Origin of the sequence: Desulfamplus magnetovallimortis, assembly GCF_900170035.1 — a bacterium.
GTDB classification, from domain to species: domain Bacteria; phylum Desulfobacterota; class Desulfobacteria; order Desulfobacterales; family Desulfobacteraceae; genus Desulfamplus; species Desulfamplus magnetovallimortis.
The window spans coordinates 1-15,927 of record NZ_LT828569.1 but is presented as its reverse complement, the minus strand read 5'-3'; the positions used below and the strand labels follow the sequence as shown (position 1 = coordinate 15,927).

Sequence of the window (15,927 nt, the reverse complement as noted above, 5' to 3'; positions counted from 1 at the left end):
CCGTTATATGGTCAATAGTTTATTATTCAGTTTGGGGAGCTGTCTTAGGTATAACAATGTTTTTTTTGGGCAAAAGCTGGTTTATGGACAGAATGGTGTGGTTATACGAAGATATGAAAAACGAAAATGGAAAATACAGTAGTTGGGAATACTAAACATAATCATGTAAATTCAGCGGACGAAAAAAAAACTTAACCGAAAACTACTCTAATGAAATCAGAACAGTTTTATAAAATCATGAAAACTATGCACAATTTTAAAATTTAGAATTGCTGAACATAAAATATAATCAGGGAAAGGAGAGATTGTTATGTATTTTTCAAAAAAAATCAACTCGTTATTCGTATTTTTTATACTTTTATTTACAATTACTGGTCTGGCATTCGGAGAGCAAGTTACACTTAGTATGCTTTGTTGGGAAGGTTATGCAAAACCATATGTTGAACAATATAAAAAACTAATTAAAAAAAAGTATAATGTGGATATTGAGATCGACATCAGCAATCTTTCTGACCCTGGTGAATTTTGGGAAAAAAGCCGAGGGAAAAAAGTGGATATAATTTCACCGGCACATAATCTCTTGAAAAGCAAGCAATGGCCATTTATACGAGGTAAGATTGCACTGCCAGTCAATCTGGACAATATCCCCAATTATAATCATATAATTCCATTTTTAAAAAAGAATAGTTTTGTCAGCGATACAGACAATATTTATGCAGTGCCATATACAATGGGAACATATGGACTGGCCTATAATGCAGACAAAGTGGAAAAACCGGGGAGCTGGGATGTCCTATGGAGCGATGCAGCAAAAAATAAAATTACCCTTTCCAAGGATTATTCCGATTGCAATGTATATGTCACAGCACTATTGCTTGGAGCAGCATATGAAAATTTATATGATTATGACAAATTGATATCTCAAATAAATAAAAACACTTTACAGACAAAATTGAATCAGTTGGTCCATAATACTCATTCGCTATGGCAAGGAACTGCTGACTACAAAGAATTCAAAAATTTAATATATGCATCAACATGGGGGTATGCAGTAGCCCAGGCCAACCAAAATGGAGGTAATTGGAAAATGGCCACTCCAAAAGAAGGGACAACAATGTGGGTGGATCATTGGGTTGTTACTTATGCTTTGAAAGATCAGCCTCTAAAAAGGAAACTTGCTGAAGAATGGATAAATTATTCTCTCAGTCCGGAATTACAAATTGGAGTAATCAGAAATTGGGGAGTCGCTCCAGTTGTGAGTAACATAAACGATCGTCTGACAGAAAACGAAATTTCTATCTACAAATCCGGGGATAATGAATACTGGCAAAAACTTTCCATGTGGGAAAATCAGACAGCACGTACTCGTAATGGATATAAAAAAATGTGGGATATTGCCCAAACGGCCAGATAAACAAATAGTTGCAGAACATTTTTATTACCCAATCAGAAATTTGATCGTCAGGGATTTGTTCAGCTCCGCTACTGGTTTTATGTTAGGGCTGACGACTACAGTTATTAAAAATAATATATTGCTTCTTCAAGTATAAACTGTCGGGTAGAATGCCACTTGAAAATGCGTAATATCAAGTGATCATCCTCAAAAATCACCCGACAACTAAACCTTGACGAAGCACTATCAACAGAGGGCAAAATATGGCGGCAACCGAATATGCCAAAGCGTTAAGTTCAGTGTTAATGGCAGGTACATTATGGTCTTTCGGTGCATTGATTGTTAGATACATGGTAGATGCATACCATTATAGATGGCAATATCTGTTTTTTAGAGGCGTGGCGATTGCATTGGTTTTGTGTCTATATCTTGCATTCAAAGATGGTAATAGGTTGATTGTACATTTCAGAAACATAGGATTTTCAGGTGTGATAGGAGCTTCAGGGCTGGTTTGTGCGTTTGTCTGCTATATCTGGTCAATCACTTTGACGACAGCAGCTAATACGCTAATTATGATAGCAATCTCACCCTTCGTTGCCGCTTTGTTGGGGCTTATCCTTCTTAAAGAGAAGATTCGGTCTGTAACCTGGATATCCATAACTATGTCTCTCATTGGGATTTCTGTGATGGTCATGGAAAATTTGGAGACAGGTGCTTTTTGGGGTACAATCATCGGATTTGGATCTGCATTTGGTTTTGCTGTTTTTTCCGTCTCCATCCGTTTCCGTAAAGATGCCCCTCAATTTGCCAATATCGCACTGGCTGGTATGATGTGTACTCTGTTGACGATAGCGATTCTTTATGGCCGTCAAGAGACTATTTTGATGCCCATCAGAAATGTTTTTCTTAGCATGCTTCACGGGTTATGGGTTGCCGGCGGCTTAATTCTCTTTTCACAGGGTGCCAAACAGTTCACAGCTGCTGAACTAAACTTATTGTCACTGACCGAGGTGATCGGTGGAGTGGTGTGGGTATATCTACCCATTTTTGGTATTCATGAGATTCCAAGTATTTATACGGTTGTCGGTGGTTCTATAGTCTTGGGTGCCATTTTTCTAAATAGCACAAAGGGTTTTAGAGCCCATCAAGTGAAAGGATAAAAATGAATATAAAGTCTGAAAACAGTAATGCCAATGAGCAACATTCAGATTTAGGTAAGAATGCAAGGCAGATAGCTATTCTGTTATCAATTGATATTTTACTTATTATCGGGGCACTTCTTTATCAAGGAGACAGAGGTGATATTGGGAAAATAGTGCATTGGTCTGCTATATGGCTACATACACCGATAGGAATATGGATTGGTATAATAATAAAAAAAATGAATCTGAAAAGATATACTGTTATCGTTTACTGGATTTCAGTGGTTGTACCGTTTTTTTTATTTGTTGAGCCTTTTGCCTTAAGACCCTTTTATATATTCTTTCCATTCGGAATTCTTCCTACTTCCATTGTCCTTCAATGGTTAATATTGCTTGCTGTTATTTCAAAATATTTTAGCAAAGGGACATGGCCTTTGCCAGTAGCAATTCTTTTTACAATATTTGGAATGTTTTTGGTCGGCTTTAATCTATCATTTAAAACAACTGAATTTGGCCCTCTTGGTATGCTTTTCGGAAACATTCTTGTGTCTCCGTTTTTTCTTGCCCTGCCTGCACTGATTACTATTCCTGCAAATGATAAAATTAAAAAAGATACGGTAAGATTACAAAAAGTTACATATATTTTTACTATTTTGGCCTGGATCATCTTCGTAATTAAGGCTTTTTTTTAATAAATAGTTGAACGGGATATCGGCCATATCCGAACAAGAAAACAGAATCTGTTTTCACGATAAATACAAATATGAATAAAAATACAATAAAAGGAGAGATCAATGGAAGATTATCAGCTTTTGATAGACCTTCATAAAAATGCCAACCGTCAAGGGCCAGGAGGGGAAGAAGAAACAAAAAAAGCTCTTAGCCTTACAAAGATAGATTCTACCTTGCCACTAAAGATTGCCGATATAGGATGCGGCACGGGTGCATCTACCCTAACTCTTGCTCGTCTATTGAATGCTCAGATTACAGCAGTAGATTTTCTCCAGGACTTTCTTGAAATACTTCAGAAAAAAGCAAAAAGTATGGGGTTGTCTGATAAAATAACGACTATTGCCTGTTCAATGGATAATCTGCCTTTTGAAGATGCTGAGTATGATATTATCTGGTCTGAGGGTGCTGTATATAATATTGGCTTTGAAAAAGGGGTAAGAGATTGGAAGCGTTATCTTAAAGTGGGTGGCCTGCTGGTTGTATCAGAGATTACTTGGCTAACCTTGTCCCGTCCCTTAGAACTTGAGAAATATTGGGAGAATGAATATCCCGAAATCGGAATTGCATCCTCGAAAATAAATATCCTGGAAAATAACGGTTACTCTCCCATAGGTTATTTTGTTTTGCCGGAACACTGTTGGCTGGATAATTATTATAAGCCAATGGAGAATCGTTTCAAAGACTTCCTGAATCAGAACGATAACAGTGAGGCCGCACAGGCAATCGTTGATGCGGAAATTAAAGAAATTAAACTCTATGAAAGATATAAAACTTATTATAGTTATGGTGTATATATTGCAAAAAAAATCAACTAAATACATTATTTGATCAATATATTATATTGCCTAAATAAAAAACATTACAAAATAATAGGATTAATATTTATGAAACATTTAAGATGGAATTTCTTTCTCTTGGCATTAATTATGCTCATGATTATATCTACAACAGAACGCATTAATGCTGATGAAAACAAAATATTGTTCGTTACTGGTGAATGGCCACCTTTTGTATCAGAAAACTTGCCAAATTATGGTCCTGCCAGTGAAATTGTCTTTGCTGCGTGCAAAGCTGTTGGAATCCTTCCTGAAATTAAGTTTTATCCATGGAGACGTGCAGAAAATATGATTTTAACTGGTAAGGCTTTTGGTGCATATCCTTATACAATCAGGGAAGATAGACAACAGATATATGATTTTTCCAGTCCCTTTTTTAAAACACAGGTTTATTTTTTTTACAGCAAAAAACGTATCTCTTCCGAAGTAATTAAAAGCATAAAACAGATAGATGATTTAAAAAAATACAAGCTCGGTGGCATACTTGGAAATTTTGTATGTGAGGAGTTAAACAAGGCTGGATATATGGTAGAGATGACAGCAACAAATATAATGAGTATAAAAAAAATGGATGCTGGTCGTATTGATTTTTTCATGGAAGATAAAACCGTAGCCATTGATGAAATTGAAAAAGCATTTCCAGGTAATATTGATGATTTTGGAATGCTTGAGTTTGGATATGGAAAAGCGACGTACGATGCACTCATGGTTTCAAGAAAATACCCTGATTCTTCTGAAATACTGAAACAATTTGAGCAGGGATTAAAAATAATTCAACAAAATGGATTGTATGACGACATTGTCAAAAGAAATAATTTAATTCATGTTCGTTAAATTATATACTATTGATATAAAATATATTTTATAGTTTTCCAGATAATTAAATTACCAATCTTACTGTAGAGGCTGTCTTATTTGGCAGCCTTCCAAAATGGATAGTGATGACAAAATCATTTTATGAAAAAATATTAGGAAAATCAAAATGAATACTCACTTTTTTTCATCAATACAATTTAGAATGATATTTATTCCTATTCTTCTTAGTAGCACAATTTTTATTTTGTTTTCATTTTATGATTATATTTCCACACGAGAAAGCATGATAGAAGAGCTTGTTGAAACTGCGGATTTGACATCTGTCAGGGTGGCAGAGAATCTTATAATCCCTATTTGGGATAGCAATTCAGATCAGGTGAATAAGATACTTGACGCAAATATGAAAATGAAAAACTTGCATTCTATAATAGTTACAGAAGGAAATGATGCTGAAAATACTTTAGCCTCAAGAACAAGGGGAGATTCATGGGAGATAATTGAAGTTCCAAAGCAAAAGCATCCCGAAGGCAATTTCATCTCCAAAACTGAAGAGATACATAAAGATGATATGCTGCTTGGAAATGTCCATCTATATTTTACTGACTCTTTTATGAAAAAGGAACTGAAAAAAAGTTCAATGCAGCTTCTGTTTATTGTAGCTTTGCTTAATTTTTCACTTTTTGTAACCATATATTTCAGTGTTAAAAAAATCGTGATACTTCCCATACTTCATATTTCTGCAAGCCTCAAGGACATTGCAGAAGGAGAAGGTGACCTCACACAAAGGCTTGAAATCAGGCGGCACAACGAGATTGGAGAGCTTTCTTTCTGGTTTAATACTTTTATTGAGAAACTTCAAAATATTATTAAGGAGGTAAGGCAGGATAGCACCTCACTTAATAACGCTTCAGATGAGCTTAATAACCTTGCAGGACGTTTAGATGAAGGTGTCAAAAACATGGCAGAAAGGGCATATTCTGTTTCCAGTTCTACCGAAGAGATGAGTTCAAGTTTTTTATCTGTGGCATCCAGTATGGAAGAAAACACAATGGAGATGAATGAGGTTTCTCAATCCACAAATGAGATGCAGACAACAGTGGATGAAATTGCAAAAAACTCAGATCAGGCAAGACGAATTACTAATGAAGCAGTTTCCCTTGTTGAGCAAACATCCCTAAGTGTAGATGCACTTGGCTCTTCTGCTAAAGAGATTGATAAAGTAACAGAGTCCATTACTGAGATATCAGAACAGATCAACCTTCTTGCTCTGAATGCTACTATTGAAGCTGCCCGTGCAGGGGAAGCTGGTAAAGGTTTTGCAGTTGTTGCAACTGAAATTAAAGAACTTGCCAATCAGACAGCTAAGGCAACAGATGAAATTAAAAGCAGTATTGAGGCAAGTCAAAAAGCAACTCAAAAAACTGTTCAGGATATTGCAAAAATCAAAAAAGTCACAGACCAGATCAATGACATAATATCCATAATTGCCTCGGCAGTTGAAGAACAATCCAGCACAACCTGTATTATAAACGATCGTACTACATCTGTTTCCAGCAGTTTTTCTGAAATAAACGAACATATGGCTCAAGCATCCCATGTAACTTCAATAATTACTGAAAATATTCTCAAGGTTAGCAACACTACTGAAGAAATGTCAGATAGCAGTTACAAAGTAAAGATGAGTTCTGATACGCTTCAAACTTTATCTCAAAAGCTTACTTCTATAATTTCATCGTTTTCAGTGTAACCTATTATTCTTTTGATGGAGCAGCAGTTAAACTGTCATCACTTGGGGCACATTATAGAAAACTTGCTGAAATGAAAAGATTATGACCTTTTAAAATGACAACTGAATCAGTGGCATAGTTCTTGATTATAATGTGAATATATTCAATGATTACAAATATTCCACTGATTCAGGATGGCAGTTCTATATTCAATAACGGAAGAACAAGCCGGACAGCCTTGTTCGACCTAAGTAATTTATATTATTTATAATACAAATCATAAACTATCCTATTGTATTACCAATAGTTTCTTAACTCGGCATGCATATCTGGTAACGGACTTGTGTGAAGCCCAGTGGACAATGGAATCCTCGACCGAAACATCTGGAAAAAACACCCCAATCTTTCATCTGGAAACAATTTGACCAGGATAGACTGTAATCTATATGCATAATAGCCTGAGATAAAGCCACTCACTTGGGTAATTAATCCCAAACTATATCCTGCTCAGTCAACGGCAGCGCCTTTCACTGCTCAATTACATATTCTCATATAGCTCCAATATTCTCCCTTGGGGAGAATATTGAATCGTCCTCCTCATCTCCAGCCTATCCACAATCAACTTCAACTTAGCAGTTAGAGTTGAAGTCTATTTAACCCCACTCTTCTTTCATCCATCTCCAGCATCATCAAAATTGTCCCAGGGGACAAAATTCAACCTTCTTCCATCTCCCATCAATATTTGTGTCAGACGACAATTATCCTCTCCAGTCCGCGACAATTACCGTGTGCACTTTTCCTTTTGGGATACGAAAGCCCCTTTCCCCTCTACCCCCCTGGTATTACATCGTTTTTGCGAATCTTTGGTGGGGGGAAGTGTGTCTCTCTTTCCCCCTCTGTAATTGTCGTCAACCGTCCAAAGTAATTGTCGTCTGATAATTTGAATATTCTCAATTTTCATAGAGAAATAAACCATTAAAGAATAGAGATCAAACAAGTCAATCACCTATCATTACTCAATATTCTCTCTGAGGATACTGTTTAATGATAAGTGAAAGATGCGTTCAATCAATATTCTAAATTTATCTACACATCGAATTTTCGATTTGTAGATAGGTGACTCTCTCTCTGGAACCAAGAAACTTATCAACATGAAGATTTAATCTTTATGGAGATAGGTTATTTGGTTATTCAAATTTTAACCAAGACATAAAAAAATGGAGAAAAACTATGGAAGCAGAAATTTTAGATAATGTAATTCACGTACCCCCAGATATCCTCTGGAAAATGGAATCATTGGAGATCGAAAAAACACAATGTCAGTTTTGTAATAGAACTGGAGAATGGATTATCACAACCCATTTAAACGGAGAAGATAAGGAATACTGGGTCTGCGGTCAATGCCACCAGAGTATCCACCTTATGTCAAAATGGAGGATTCAGTAAATGATAAAAGATTATCTTAAAGCAGGTTATCCCATGCTTACCCTACTTACACAGGAACCAAGCAGAGCAGAATCGATTGTTATCTGTGAAGGCTGGACATTTTACAGCTGGGACTGCAATCAAGGTATCCGTAAAGCAGGAACGTATAAAATTATAGAAGATATACGTGACCCTGTTCAGGCTATTGAATGGCTTAACATGCAGCAGGATTCGGTTTTGATAGCTCATAACCTGCACCTGTTTCTGGAAGCACGGATTCCTGACATTATACAGGCTATACAGTCAGGAACCCTTCGCTGGAAATCTTCCGGTTCGTCCCTTGTAATGATATCCCCTATCATTCCAATACTTCCAGAATTAGATAAATTTAACACTGTAATTGAACTTCCTTTACCAGATACAGAAGCACTGTTTGAGTTGCAAAAAGATCTATGCAGCAGTTTAAACATTAAGCCTAACAGGAAAGCTGCGAGAATAGCAAAAGGCTTGACGGAGTTTGAAGCAGAAACAGCCTATGCTTTATCACTGATAAAGAAAGGCTATTGTTCCACAAGAATAATCTCAGAACAAAAATCTCAAATGATTAGAAAGTCTGGATTAATGGAATTTTGGGAACCTGCTGATATACGATCTGTAGGTGGTCTTAATAACCTGAAACAGTTCATTGCAAAGAGAGCAACTGCGTATGAATCAGGTAATGAACACCTTCCACCGCTTAGAGGAATACTTTTGGCAGGAATCCCAGGCACAGGCAAGAGCCTAAGTTGTAAAGCAACAGCATCTATCCTTGGGTGGCCTCTTATAAAACTTGATATAGGCTCACTCAAAGGATCTCTTGTAGGTGAATCAGAAAGAAAAATGAGAGAAGCAACCCAGGTACTTGAAGCATTTGGAGAAGTAATTGTATGGATTGATGAAGTTGAAAAAGCATTTTCTGGAACAAAAAGTTCTGGAGAAACAGACGGAGGTTCAACTGCAAACATGTTTGGATACTTCTTGACATGGTTGCAGGAAAGTAAAGGAAATTGCGTAGTTATGGCTACAGCCAATGACATTACAAAATTACCACCTGAGTTTCTAAGGGCAGGTAGATTCGATGCAACATTCTTTGTAGATTTACCTTCAACATTGGAACGAGTTGAGATCATAAAGATTATGAATCAAAAATACAACTCAAACATTTCAACAACATTAGCACCAAAGCTGAACGGCTTTTCAGGAGCTGAAATTGAACAATTGGCTAAGGATAGTCTTTATGACGGTGTAGATGCCGCCCTTGAAGCAATAGTGCCCCTTTCAAGAACCATGAAAGATGAGATTTCAAATCTTCAAAAATGGGCACAAAATCGTGCAAGGCTTGCTAACAACACACCAGATATTGAACCACAGGAACAGAGGAAAATCCATGTTGTTCCTGCTGCATAATACAGAGGAAAAATAAGATGTCGCATATTTCTAAAATAGAGCTTGAAATAAAAGACCTGGAAGCACTTAAGCAGGCATGTGAAAGGCTTGGATTCCATTTCATGGAGAACCAGAAGCGTTATATCTGGTATGGAAAATGGATTTCACAGGAACCATTACCGGAAGGAATCACAGAAGAGCAATTGGGACACTGTACCCATGCTATCCATGTACCTGCCGCCACCTTTGAGATCGGCGTTGTTAAAAAGAATAACAAATATATCCTGCTCTGGGATAGCTGGATAGGTGGTGGTCTGCAAAAGTACATTGGAAAAGATGCAGGGATATTAAAACAGGCTTATGCTGTTGAATCTGTAAAAAGATCGGCAAAGCAAAAGGGTTATCGTATGATTGAAAAACAGATGAGAAACAACAAGATCAGACTTTCCCTCTGCATGTCATAACACCTGCAATATTTCCCTTCCAATTATCAAAAAATCAAAAACCATAATTACAATCTGGAGAGTAAAATTGAAACAAATCATCATTGATATTTGTTCAGACGGAGAGGTGCATGTTGAGACAAAGGGATTTACAGGAAGTGAATGCCTTGAATCCTCTCAATTTGTGAAAGACCTTTTGGGCAGTGAGGTAGAAAGGGAGTTAGTGCCATCGTTTTACATGAGAAACAGGGAGCTTGTAAGACGCCACCTTCCCCTTTGTGGCTAATCACATTAACCCCATAAGTTAAACCTCCATGACTCAATCATCAAATGGTTGGGTCATGATGATAACTACAAAATGGAGAAAAAAAATGGATTATAAGGAACTTTTCAGGAAAGCATGTCTTGTACAGCTTTCAACATCTGTATGGAGAACCAGCAAAGCCATAAATCACTCAGTTCTAACTGATAAGATTGGTGAAGATGCAGAATGGCTTCGTGGAAAGAAGTATCTCATTGACCCAACCCTTCTGGGGCCAATTAACACTGCAACCCAACAGGCAAGGAACACTATCAAGAAATATTCATTGCCATTCCCCATTGGGGGTATTTACATGGTGCCCAAAGAATCATTAAGTGTAATTGACGAACGGTTACAGTACTTTGAAGCAAGGTTTTGGGACTCTTATGCTGATTTTGAAGCAATCTATGAAAGAAGCATGGAAGACGCAAGGGAGGTTTTAAAAGAGCTTTTCGATGAAACAGATTATCCAGTGGATATTAGATCAAAGTTCAAGTTCCAGTGGCGGTACATGACAGTTGATCTTCCAAGGAAAACAACCATTCTTTCACCTGCCATATATGAACGTGAAAAACAGCGTTTTCAGGAAATGATTGAAGAGACCAGAGAGACTGCTATTGCAGCTTTAAAAGAAGAGTTTTCACAGGTGGTAACTCACCTTGTGGAGAGATTAGACAATAATGGAGAGAGACCCAGGGTTATATCGAACAACATGTTCAATAAAATTAATGATTTCCTTGATGATCTTGGAACAAGGAACCTCTTTGAAGATGAGGAACTTAACCTGCTTGCAGAGGAAGCAAGGCATATCATCAATAATACAAACCCCTATAGTCTTAAATATTCACAAAATTTAAGAGATAACATTCGCAGTGACATGGAGAACCTCAAGAGCAGTCTTGATCTATCCATTGAAGATATGCCCAGAAGGAAACTTAAAATTGATCCCCTTCCTGTAGAAACAGAACTGTTTGAGGAAGAAATGGCAATATAGCACAGGGGGTATCAAATACATAATGTATAAATTAGAATACAAAAATAGTTCTGAGTATGAGTCATTGCTACTGGAATGCCTTGAAGCATTTAACAGGATTCCAGACCAAAGGATTCACGATGACAGAGAGAAAACAACATATGCACTTGCATCAAGGATTGAAAGATTCAGCAAGTGTCTAAAAGACCCAATAACAACTGTAAAAATAATTGAGAAAAACCTGTCATCTATTAAAATCCCGTTGGAGAAATACGAGGAAATGAAGGCAATAATCGCTTTTGGGATTATTGATATGGCAACAAGAGATGAGTATCTGGCAAAAAAGATACTTGAAATTCACAATATTACAAAATGTATTTATATCAATTAAAGAAGTTATCAGTTAAAGGAATAATTATGAATCAAATAATACTTATAGGAAATCTTGGACAAGACCCGGAAATATTCTTCACAAATGAAGGTATGCAGATAGCAAGCTTCTCACTGGCTTTTAAAAGCACAAAGGACAAGACAAACTGGGTTAAGATTACAGCGTTTAAGAAAACAGCAGAGTTGGTTGAAAAATATCTTCATAAAGGTGCAAAAGTAGCTGTATCAGGAATGCTTGACCAGGATAAATGGGAAGACGATTATGGAAACAAAAAATCAACTTTTAAGGTGATTGCAAATATCATCGAATTCATCAAAACAGACGGCAGAGGCTTTGAGGATAACAATACAGAAAATAATAATCCTCAAGTACCAGATGAAGATGTACCCTTTTAAGGGAGCAAGGGAGGCTTAAATGACTGAGAACGATGAAAACGGGAAATCATGCCCGAAACTAAAGGAACAGTTCATATCCAACATAAAGGGCAAAGATTTCGTGTTGTATAGCGGCTTACTTGACCTTGGACATCAGATTGGAATCAAGAGCATCAAGATTGAACCAATACAATATCCTACCAAGGAAAACGGTATGGAAGCAATTTGTATGGCTATCGTTACTTCAAAAAATGAGCAGGTGTTCACTGAAATAGGTGACGCATCTCCTAAAAACGTTAATCGTATGATAGCAGAACATATATTGCGTATGGCTGCAACAAGAGCTAAATCTCGTGCATTAAGAGATATGACTAATATCGGGATGACTGCATTGGAAGAGTTAGGTGATTTAGATCAGGTCATTGGTGGAAACAATGGCTCTACACCACCTAAAAGGCAATCCAAAGGAAACCCTGTTACTGTAAACAACAGAAAGGAAAATAATATAAATGAAACTCCAAAGGAACCAAAAGCGACTCCGAAGAAAGATCAGAAAACTCAGAAACCAGATTCCAAGAAGGAAGAAGCAACAGAAAAACCGATCAGACAAACAGGTATCAGCAACACATCTCCCCAGGCAAGTACAGCCCAGATAAAGGCAATTACAAACCTTGGCAAGAGGAAAGGCATACCTGATGAGGAACTTGACAAAATGGTGCAGGATGCTTTCAGACTTCCCCTTGAAAAACTTTCTTCCAATGAAGCATCAGCATTTATCAAGCAGCTTCAACAGGCAGCTTGATTACTCCATTCTGAAATAAAAAATCAATAACTAAAATTTGAAACCAGAGAGTAGAAATAAATCAACAGGATAGCTGTTTCTACTCTCTATAACTTACATAAATCATTGAATATTAAAGGATATTTAACAATGAATATTTCAACGTTAAGGTCAATGCCGCATCTTTCAGCAAGCAGTATCCAGAGCTACAACGGTTGCGGATTGCAGTACAAGTTTTCCAGAGTTGAAAAAGCAACAAGGGAGTTTACATCAGATAACCTTATCTTCGGAAGTACAATACACCAGGTGCTTTCAGACTATAATGAAGAAAAGCTCATTGGTAATCCCCTGTCAGCACAGGAACTCATGGACTTGTTTGAAAACTACTGGACTGCAAATGTAAACAAGACACCTGATATCAGGTACTCAAGGGGGAAGAACTTTGATGTACTGCTCAAACAGGGTAAAGAGATGATCAAGACATTTATATCCCAGGTGCCAAAGGATGAGTACGAGATTCTTGCCGTTGAAGAACCATTTAGATTTAATATTGACGATATTGACATACCCATTATCGGTATTATGGACTTGGTTGAAAGAGACGAAAGCAACACCATTATCATAAGCGATTATAAAACAATGTCGTCATCAGTAACCATAAATGAAATTGACCAAAACTTTCAATTATCGGTCTATTACCTTGCAGCAAAGAAGAACGGTTATGCAAATAATGATATAGTCTTAAAGCTGGATTGTCTTATGAAAACCAAGACTCCACAGTTCAAGCAGATTTACACACACCGCAGTGACGATGATGAAAAGCGTACCATCAAAATCATAAAGGAAACATGGAATGGAATCCAGAAGGAAGTGTTTCTGCCCAATGGTCAGGGAACATGGAAATGCAACTACTGTGAATTTGCAAATCAATGCAGGGAATATCTACTAAATTGAAAGAGAGGTGATGATATCAATGCAACAGATCAAGTTAAACCCAAGGCAGAGAGCATCTGCTGAATTTCTGTATGGTACTGCATGTACCATAAGTATACCGGGTGCTGGAAAAACGCTCACCATGGCAACCAGGATTTCACTTCTGATAAAGAAACATAATGTATCCCCAGAATCAATTTTGGGACTGACCTTTACCAGAAATGCAGCAAGATCAATGCAGGAAAAACTACTTCCAATACTCAATGAAGAGGCTTTAAGGGTAAAGCTTATGACCACCCACAGCTTCGCTTACTCATTGCTGAAACAGGAAGGATATACCTTTGAAATACTGTCAGGCATAGAACAGATAAAGTTTCTTAGACAGATAATGAAAAATCTGAAAATACGTCATATACCAACAGGATTGGTATTAAGTGAGATAAATTTATCTAAATCCAACATGGTAAGTATTGAGGATTTCAAGGCTGTCCATGCAGATAATGAAACCATGTCTGCCATAGGTGCTATATACGATTATTATGAAAAGTCCAAAAAGAAGAAGCTGTTAAAGGATTTCAATGATCTTCTACTGGAAACATATAATCTGTTATCCAGTGATGATGAGATTAGGGAAAAGTATCATCGCACCTTTAGTCACATCCTTGTGGATGAGTTCCAGGATACTTTTCCATTACAGGCAGAGGTTGTTAAGTTATTAATATATAACGGTAAAAGAACTTCGTTCTGGGTGTGCGGGGACGATTCTCAAAGTATCTACAGCTTTACTGGTGGAAATATCAGTAATATCTTAAACTTTGACAAGATATTCCCTGATTGTCAACGATTTATACTGGATGTCAATTACAGATCAACACCGGAGATATTGGATGTGTGTCAGAAATTAATTGATAATAATGTCAAAAAAATTGATAAAAAACTACAGACAAATAATAAATCGGGAGACAAACCAGTGATAATTGAAGCAGCCAATGAAGATGATGAGGCAGTGCAAATTGTCAATGAGGTGAAGGCACTTACACAAAAACATGGTCATAGTTATGAGTTCAAGGATATTGCGGTACTCTACCGTGCAAATTCACTCAGCAGACCAATTGAGGACAGCTTTAAGCAGCATGACATTCCCTACCACATAGAGAATGCCCAGAGCTTCTACCAGAGGTTTGAAGTAAAGGTGCTTCTGGATTATCTTAAATTCATTGATGACCCAGATTCCCATGAAGGTGATGAAGCACTTGGAAGGGTTCTCAATATTCCTAACAGATATATTGGGAAAACCCTGATCAATGAGCTTGATGAATACTGTGAAAAAAATAATGTTTCACTTTATGAAGCTCTGAAACGTATGCCCATAAACCTTCCATATCTCAAGAAGATTGTGAGAAAGTTTGTGGGATTCATGGGACAGTTGATCAGAGATAAAAACCAGTTGGAACCGGCGGAGATGCTCTATCTATTGAGGGAAGGTCTTGAGTATGACAAGTTCATTTCAGATGATGATGTACCAAGCATTGACAACTCAAAAATGGATAACATAAACCAGCTTACAATGGTTGCAGGGAAGTATCAGAATATTTCGGATTTAATCAACTACACCGAAACATTCAGGGAAGAGATCAGCAACAATAAAGAGGGAGTATCACTGATGACCATTCATAAGTCCAAGGGGCTGGAATACCCTGTGGTGTTCCTGATAGGACTTATGGAAGGAATGCTCCCCCATAAGCAAGGGGAGATAGAGGAAGAACGCAGAGTTACATTTGTAGGCATGAGCAGGGCTATGGAAAAGCTCTATCTGTCATATCCTATGAATTACAGTGGAAAGAATATGAAACGATCAAGGTTTCTTGATGAAATCTTGACATAATAAAACAAATAAGGTGCTTACTGATATATGGTAAGCACCTACTATATTTAATACTATTTTTTGTCTTACTGATTCTTTATGGAACTTAAGCAGCGCCTGATATACTGATTTTTTTAAATATAATTATCTTTGGATACTATCCAGTACATCATCCATGATGCCTGATAAATAATTTTGCCTGGAATAGATTAAGATACAATATAATTTTGCCGCTGAAATCATATTTATCTATAATTACTTGATAGATAACGATTTTAGTACAAAAGAAGATTTATGATTTACGTACACTAAGAAGTAAGAAACAGTTCTGATGCATATACAATAATGCTTGACTCGAAAAAATGAAAAAT

General features: G+C 36.9%; 16 protein-coding genes. All 16 read left to right on the top strand.

The features are described from left to right. Positions 1 to 310 precede the first annotated feature (310 nt). The 16 genes from MTBBW1_RS26045 to MTBBW1_RS25970 all read left to right on the top strand — a co-directional run bounded on the left by MTBBW1_RS26045 (position 311) and on the right by MTBBW1_RS25970 (position 15,577). A complete protein-coding gene (locus tag MTBBW1_RS26045) occupies positions 311 to 1,414 on the top strand; it encodes an ABC transporter substrate-binding protein (protein ID WP_080809596.1) in 1,104 nt (367 codons plus the stop codon). Between the two features lie 242 nt (positions 1,415 to 1,656). Then, complete coding sequence (locus tag MTBBW1_RS26040) at positions 1,657 to 2,553, top strand: DMT family transporter (protein WP_080809594.1); 897 nt, start codon at positions 1,657 to 1,659, stop codon at positions 2,551 to 2,553. 2 nt (positions 2,554 to 2,555) lie between these two features. Beyond that, positions 2,556 to 3,227, top strand: coding sequence for a hypothetical protein (locus tag MTBBW1_RS26035; protein WP_080809592.1), 672 nt, complete (start codon positions 2,556 to 2,558; stop codon positions 3,225 to 3,227). Between the two features lie 102 nt (positions 3,228 to 3,329). After that, positions 3,330 to 4,082 carry a class I SAM-dependent methyltransferase gene (locus tag MTBBW1_RS26030; protein ID WP_080809590.1) on the top strand — a complete coding sequence of 251 codons (753 nt, stop codon included), beginning with the start codon at positions 3,330 to 3,332 and terminating at the stop codon, positions 4,080 to 4,082. 69 nt (positions 4,083 to 4,151) lie between these two features. Next, complete coding sequence (locus MTBBW1_RS26025) at positions 4,152 to 4,937, top strand: substrate-binding periplasmic protein (RefSeq protein ID WP_080809587.1); 786 nt, start codon at positions 4,152 to 4,154, stop codon at positions 4,935 to 4,937. A gap of 148 nt (positions 4,938 to 5,085) precedes the next feature. Further along, a complete protein-coding gene (locus MTBBW1_RS26020; RefSeq protein ID WP_080809585.1) occupies positions 5,086 to 6,666 on the top strand; it encodes a methyl-accepting chemotaxis protein in 1,581 nt (526 codons plus the stop codon). 1,210 nt (positions 6,667 to 7,876) lie between these two features. Then, the gene (locus MTBBW1_RS26015) at positions 7,877 to 8,092 is read left to right on the top strand and encodes a hypothetical protein (RefSeq protein WP_080809583.1); all 216 of its coding nucleotides are present in this window, start codon (positions 7,877 to 7,879) and stop codon (positions 8,090 to 8,092) included. After that, the gene (locus tag MTBBW1_RS26010; RefSeq protein WP_080809580.1) at positions 8,093 to 9,517 is read left to right on the top strand and encodes an AAA family ATPase; all 1,425 of its coding nucleotides are present in this window, start codon (positions 8,093 to 8,095) and stop codon (positions 9,515 to 9,517) included. 17 nt (positions 9,518 to 9,534) lie between these two features. Next, a complete protein-coding gene (locus MTBBW1_RS26005) occupies positions 9,535 to 9,960 on the top strand; it encodes a DUF1257 domain-containing protein (protein ID WP_080809290.1) in 426 nt (141 codons plus the stop codon). 67 nt (positions 9,961 to 10,027) lie between these two features. Further along, entirely contained in the window at positions 10,028 to 10,225 is a 198-nt protein-coding gene (locus tag MTBBW1_RS26000) for a DUF2997 domain-containing protein (RefSeq protein WP_080809577.1), read from the top strand. An 85-nt stretch (positions 10,226 to 10,310) separates the two neighbouring features. After that, a complete protein-coding gene (locus tag MTBBW1_RS25995; RefSeq protein ID WP_186441725.1) occupies positions 10,311 to 11,234 on the top strand; it encodes a DUF3150 domain-containing protein in 924 nt (307 codons plus the stop codon). Between the two features lie 22 nt (positions 11,235 to 11,256). Beyond that, the gene (locus tag MTBBW1_RS25990) at positions 11,257 to 11,604 is read left to right on the top strand and encodes a hypothetical protein (protein WP_080809569.1); all 348 of its coding nucleotides are present in this window, start codon (positions 11,257 to 11,259) and stop codon (positions 11,602 to 11,604) included. Positions 11,605 to 11,630: 26 nt separating this feature from the next. Continuing rightward, a complete protein-coding gene (locus MTBBW1_RS25985; RefSeq protein ID WP_186441724.1) occupies positions 11,631 to 11,999 on the top strand; it encodes a single-stranded DNA-binding protein in 369 nt (122 codons plus the stop codon). 19 nt (positions 12,000 to 12,018) lie between these two features. Continuing rightward, positions 12,019 to 12,780, top strand: coding sequence for a hypothetical protein (locus tag MTBBW1_RS25980; RefSeq protein WP_080809563.1), 762 nt, complete (start codon positions 12,019 to 12,021; stop codon positions 12,778 to 12,780). Positions 12,781 to 12,909: 129 nt separating this feature from the next. Beyond that, on the top strand, positions 12,910 to 13,713 hold the full coding sequence (locus MTBBW1_RS25975; RefSeq protein WP_080809560.1) for a RecB family exonuclease: 804 nt from the start codon (positions 12,910 to 12,912) through the stop codon (positions 13,711 to 13,713). A gap of 19 nt (positions 13,714 to 13,732) precedes the next feature. After that, positions 13,733 to 15,577, top strand: coding sequence for an ATP-dependent helicase (locus MTBBW1_RS25970; RefSeq protein ID WP_080809651.1), 1,845 nt, complete (start codon positions 13,733 to 13,735; stop codon positions 15,575 to 15,577). The last annotated feature ends 350 nt before the right edge of the window (positions 15,578 to 15,927 follow it).

What these genes read in the sequence shown, in the direction of transcription:
- MTBBW1_RS26045 (WP_080809596.1), top strand. Translation starts at nt 311, where the DNA reads ATGTATTTTTCAAAAAAAATCAACTCGTTATTCGTATTTTTTATACTT.
- MTBBW1_RS26040 (WP_080809594.1), top strand. Translation starts at nt 1,657, where the DNA reads ATGGCGGCAACCGAATATGCCAAAGCGTTAAGTTCAGTGTTAATGGCA.
- MTBBW1_RS26035 (WP_080809592.1), top strand. Translation starts at nt 2,556, where the DNA reads ATGAATATAAAGTCTGAAAACAGTAATGCCAATGAGCAACATTCAGAT.
- MTBBW1_RS26030 (WP_080809590.1), top strand. Translation starts at nt 3,330, where the DNA reads ATGGAAGATTATCAGCTTTTGATAGACCTTCATAAAAATGCCAACCGT.
- MTBBW1_RS26025 (WP_080809587.1), top strand. Translation starts at nt 4,152, where the DNA reads ATGAAACATTTAAGATGGAATTTCTTTCTCTTGGCATTAATTATGCTC.
- MTBBW1_RS26020 (WP_080809585.1), top strand. Translation starts at nt 5,086, where the DNA reads ATGAATACTCACTTTTTTTCATCAATACAATTTAGAATGATATTTATT.
- MTBBW1_RS26015 (WP_080809583.1), top strand. Translation starts at nt 7,877, where the DNA reads ATGGAAGCAGAAATTTTAGATAATGTAATTCACGTACCCCCAGATATC.
- MTBBW1_RS26010 (WP_080809580.1), top strand. Translation starts at nt 8,093, where the DNA reads ATGATAAAAGATTATCTTAAAGCAGGTTATCCCATGCTTACCCTACTT.
- MTBBW1_RS26005 (WP_080809290.1), top strand. Translation starts at nt 9,535, where the DNA reads ATGTCGCATATTTCTAAAATAGAGCTTGAAATAAAAGACCTGGAAGCA.
- MTBBW1_RS25995 (WP_186441725.1), top strand. Translation starts at nt 10,311, where the DNA reads ATGGATTATAAGGAACTTTTCAGGAAAGCATGTCTTGTACAGCTTTCA.
- MTBBW1_RS25990 (WP_080809569.1), top strand. Translation starts at nt 11,257, where the DNA reads ATGTATAAATTAGAATACAAAAATAGTTCTGAGTATGAGTCATTGCTA.
- MTBBW1_RS25985 (WP_186441724.1), top strand. Translation starts at nt 11,631, where the DNA reads ATGAATCAAATAATACTTATAGGAAATCTTGGACAAGACCCGGAAATA.
- MTBBW1_RS25980 (WP_080809563.1), top strand. Translation starts at nt 12,019, where the DNA reads ATGACTGAGAACGATGAAAACGGGAAATCATGCCCGAAACTAAAGGAA.
- MTBBW1_RS25975 (WP_080809560.1), top strand. Translation starts at nt 12,910, where the DNA reads ATGAATATTTCAACGTTAAGGTCAATGCCGCATCTTTCAGCAAGCAGT.
- MTBBW1_RS25970 (WP_080809651.1), top strand. Translation starts at nt 13,733, where the DNA reads ATGCAACAGATCAAGTTAAACCCAAGGCAGAGAGCATCTGCTGAATTT.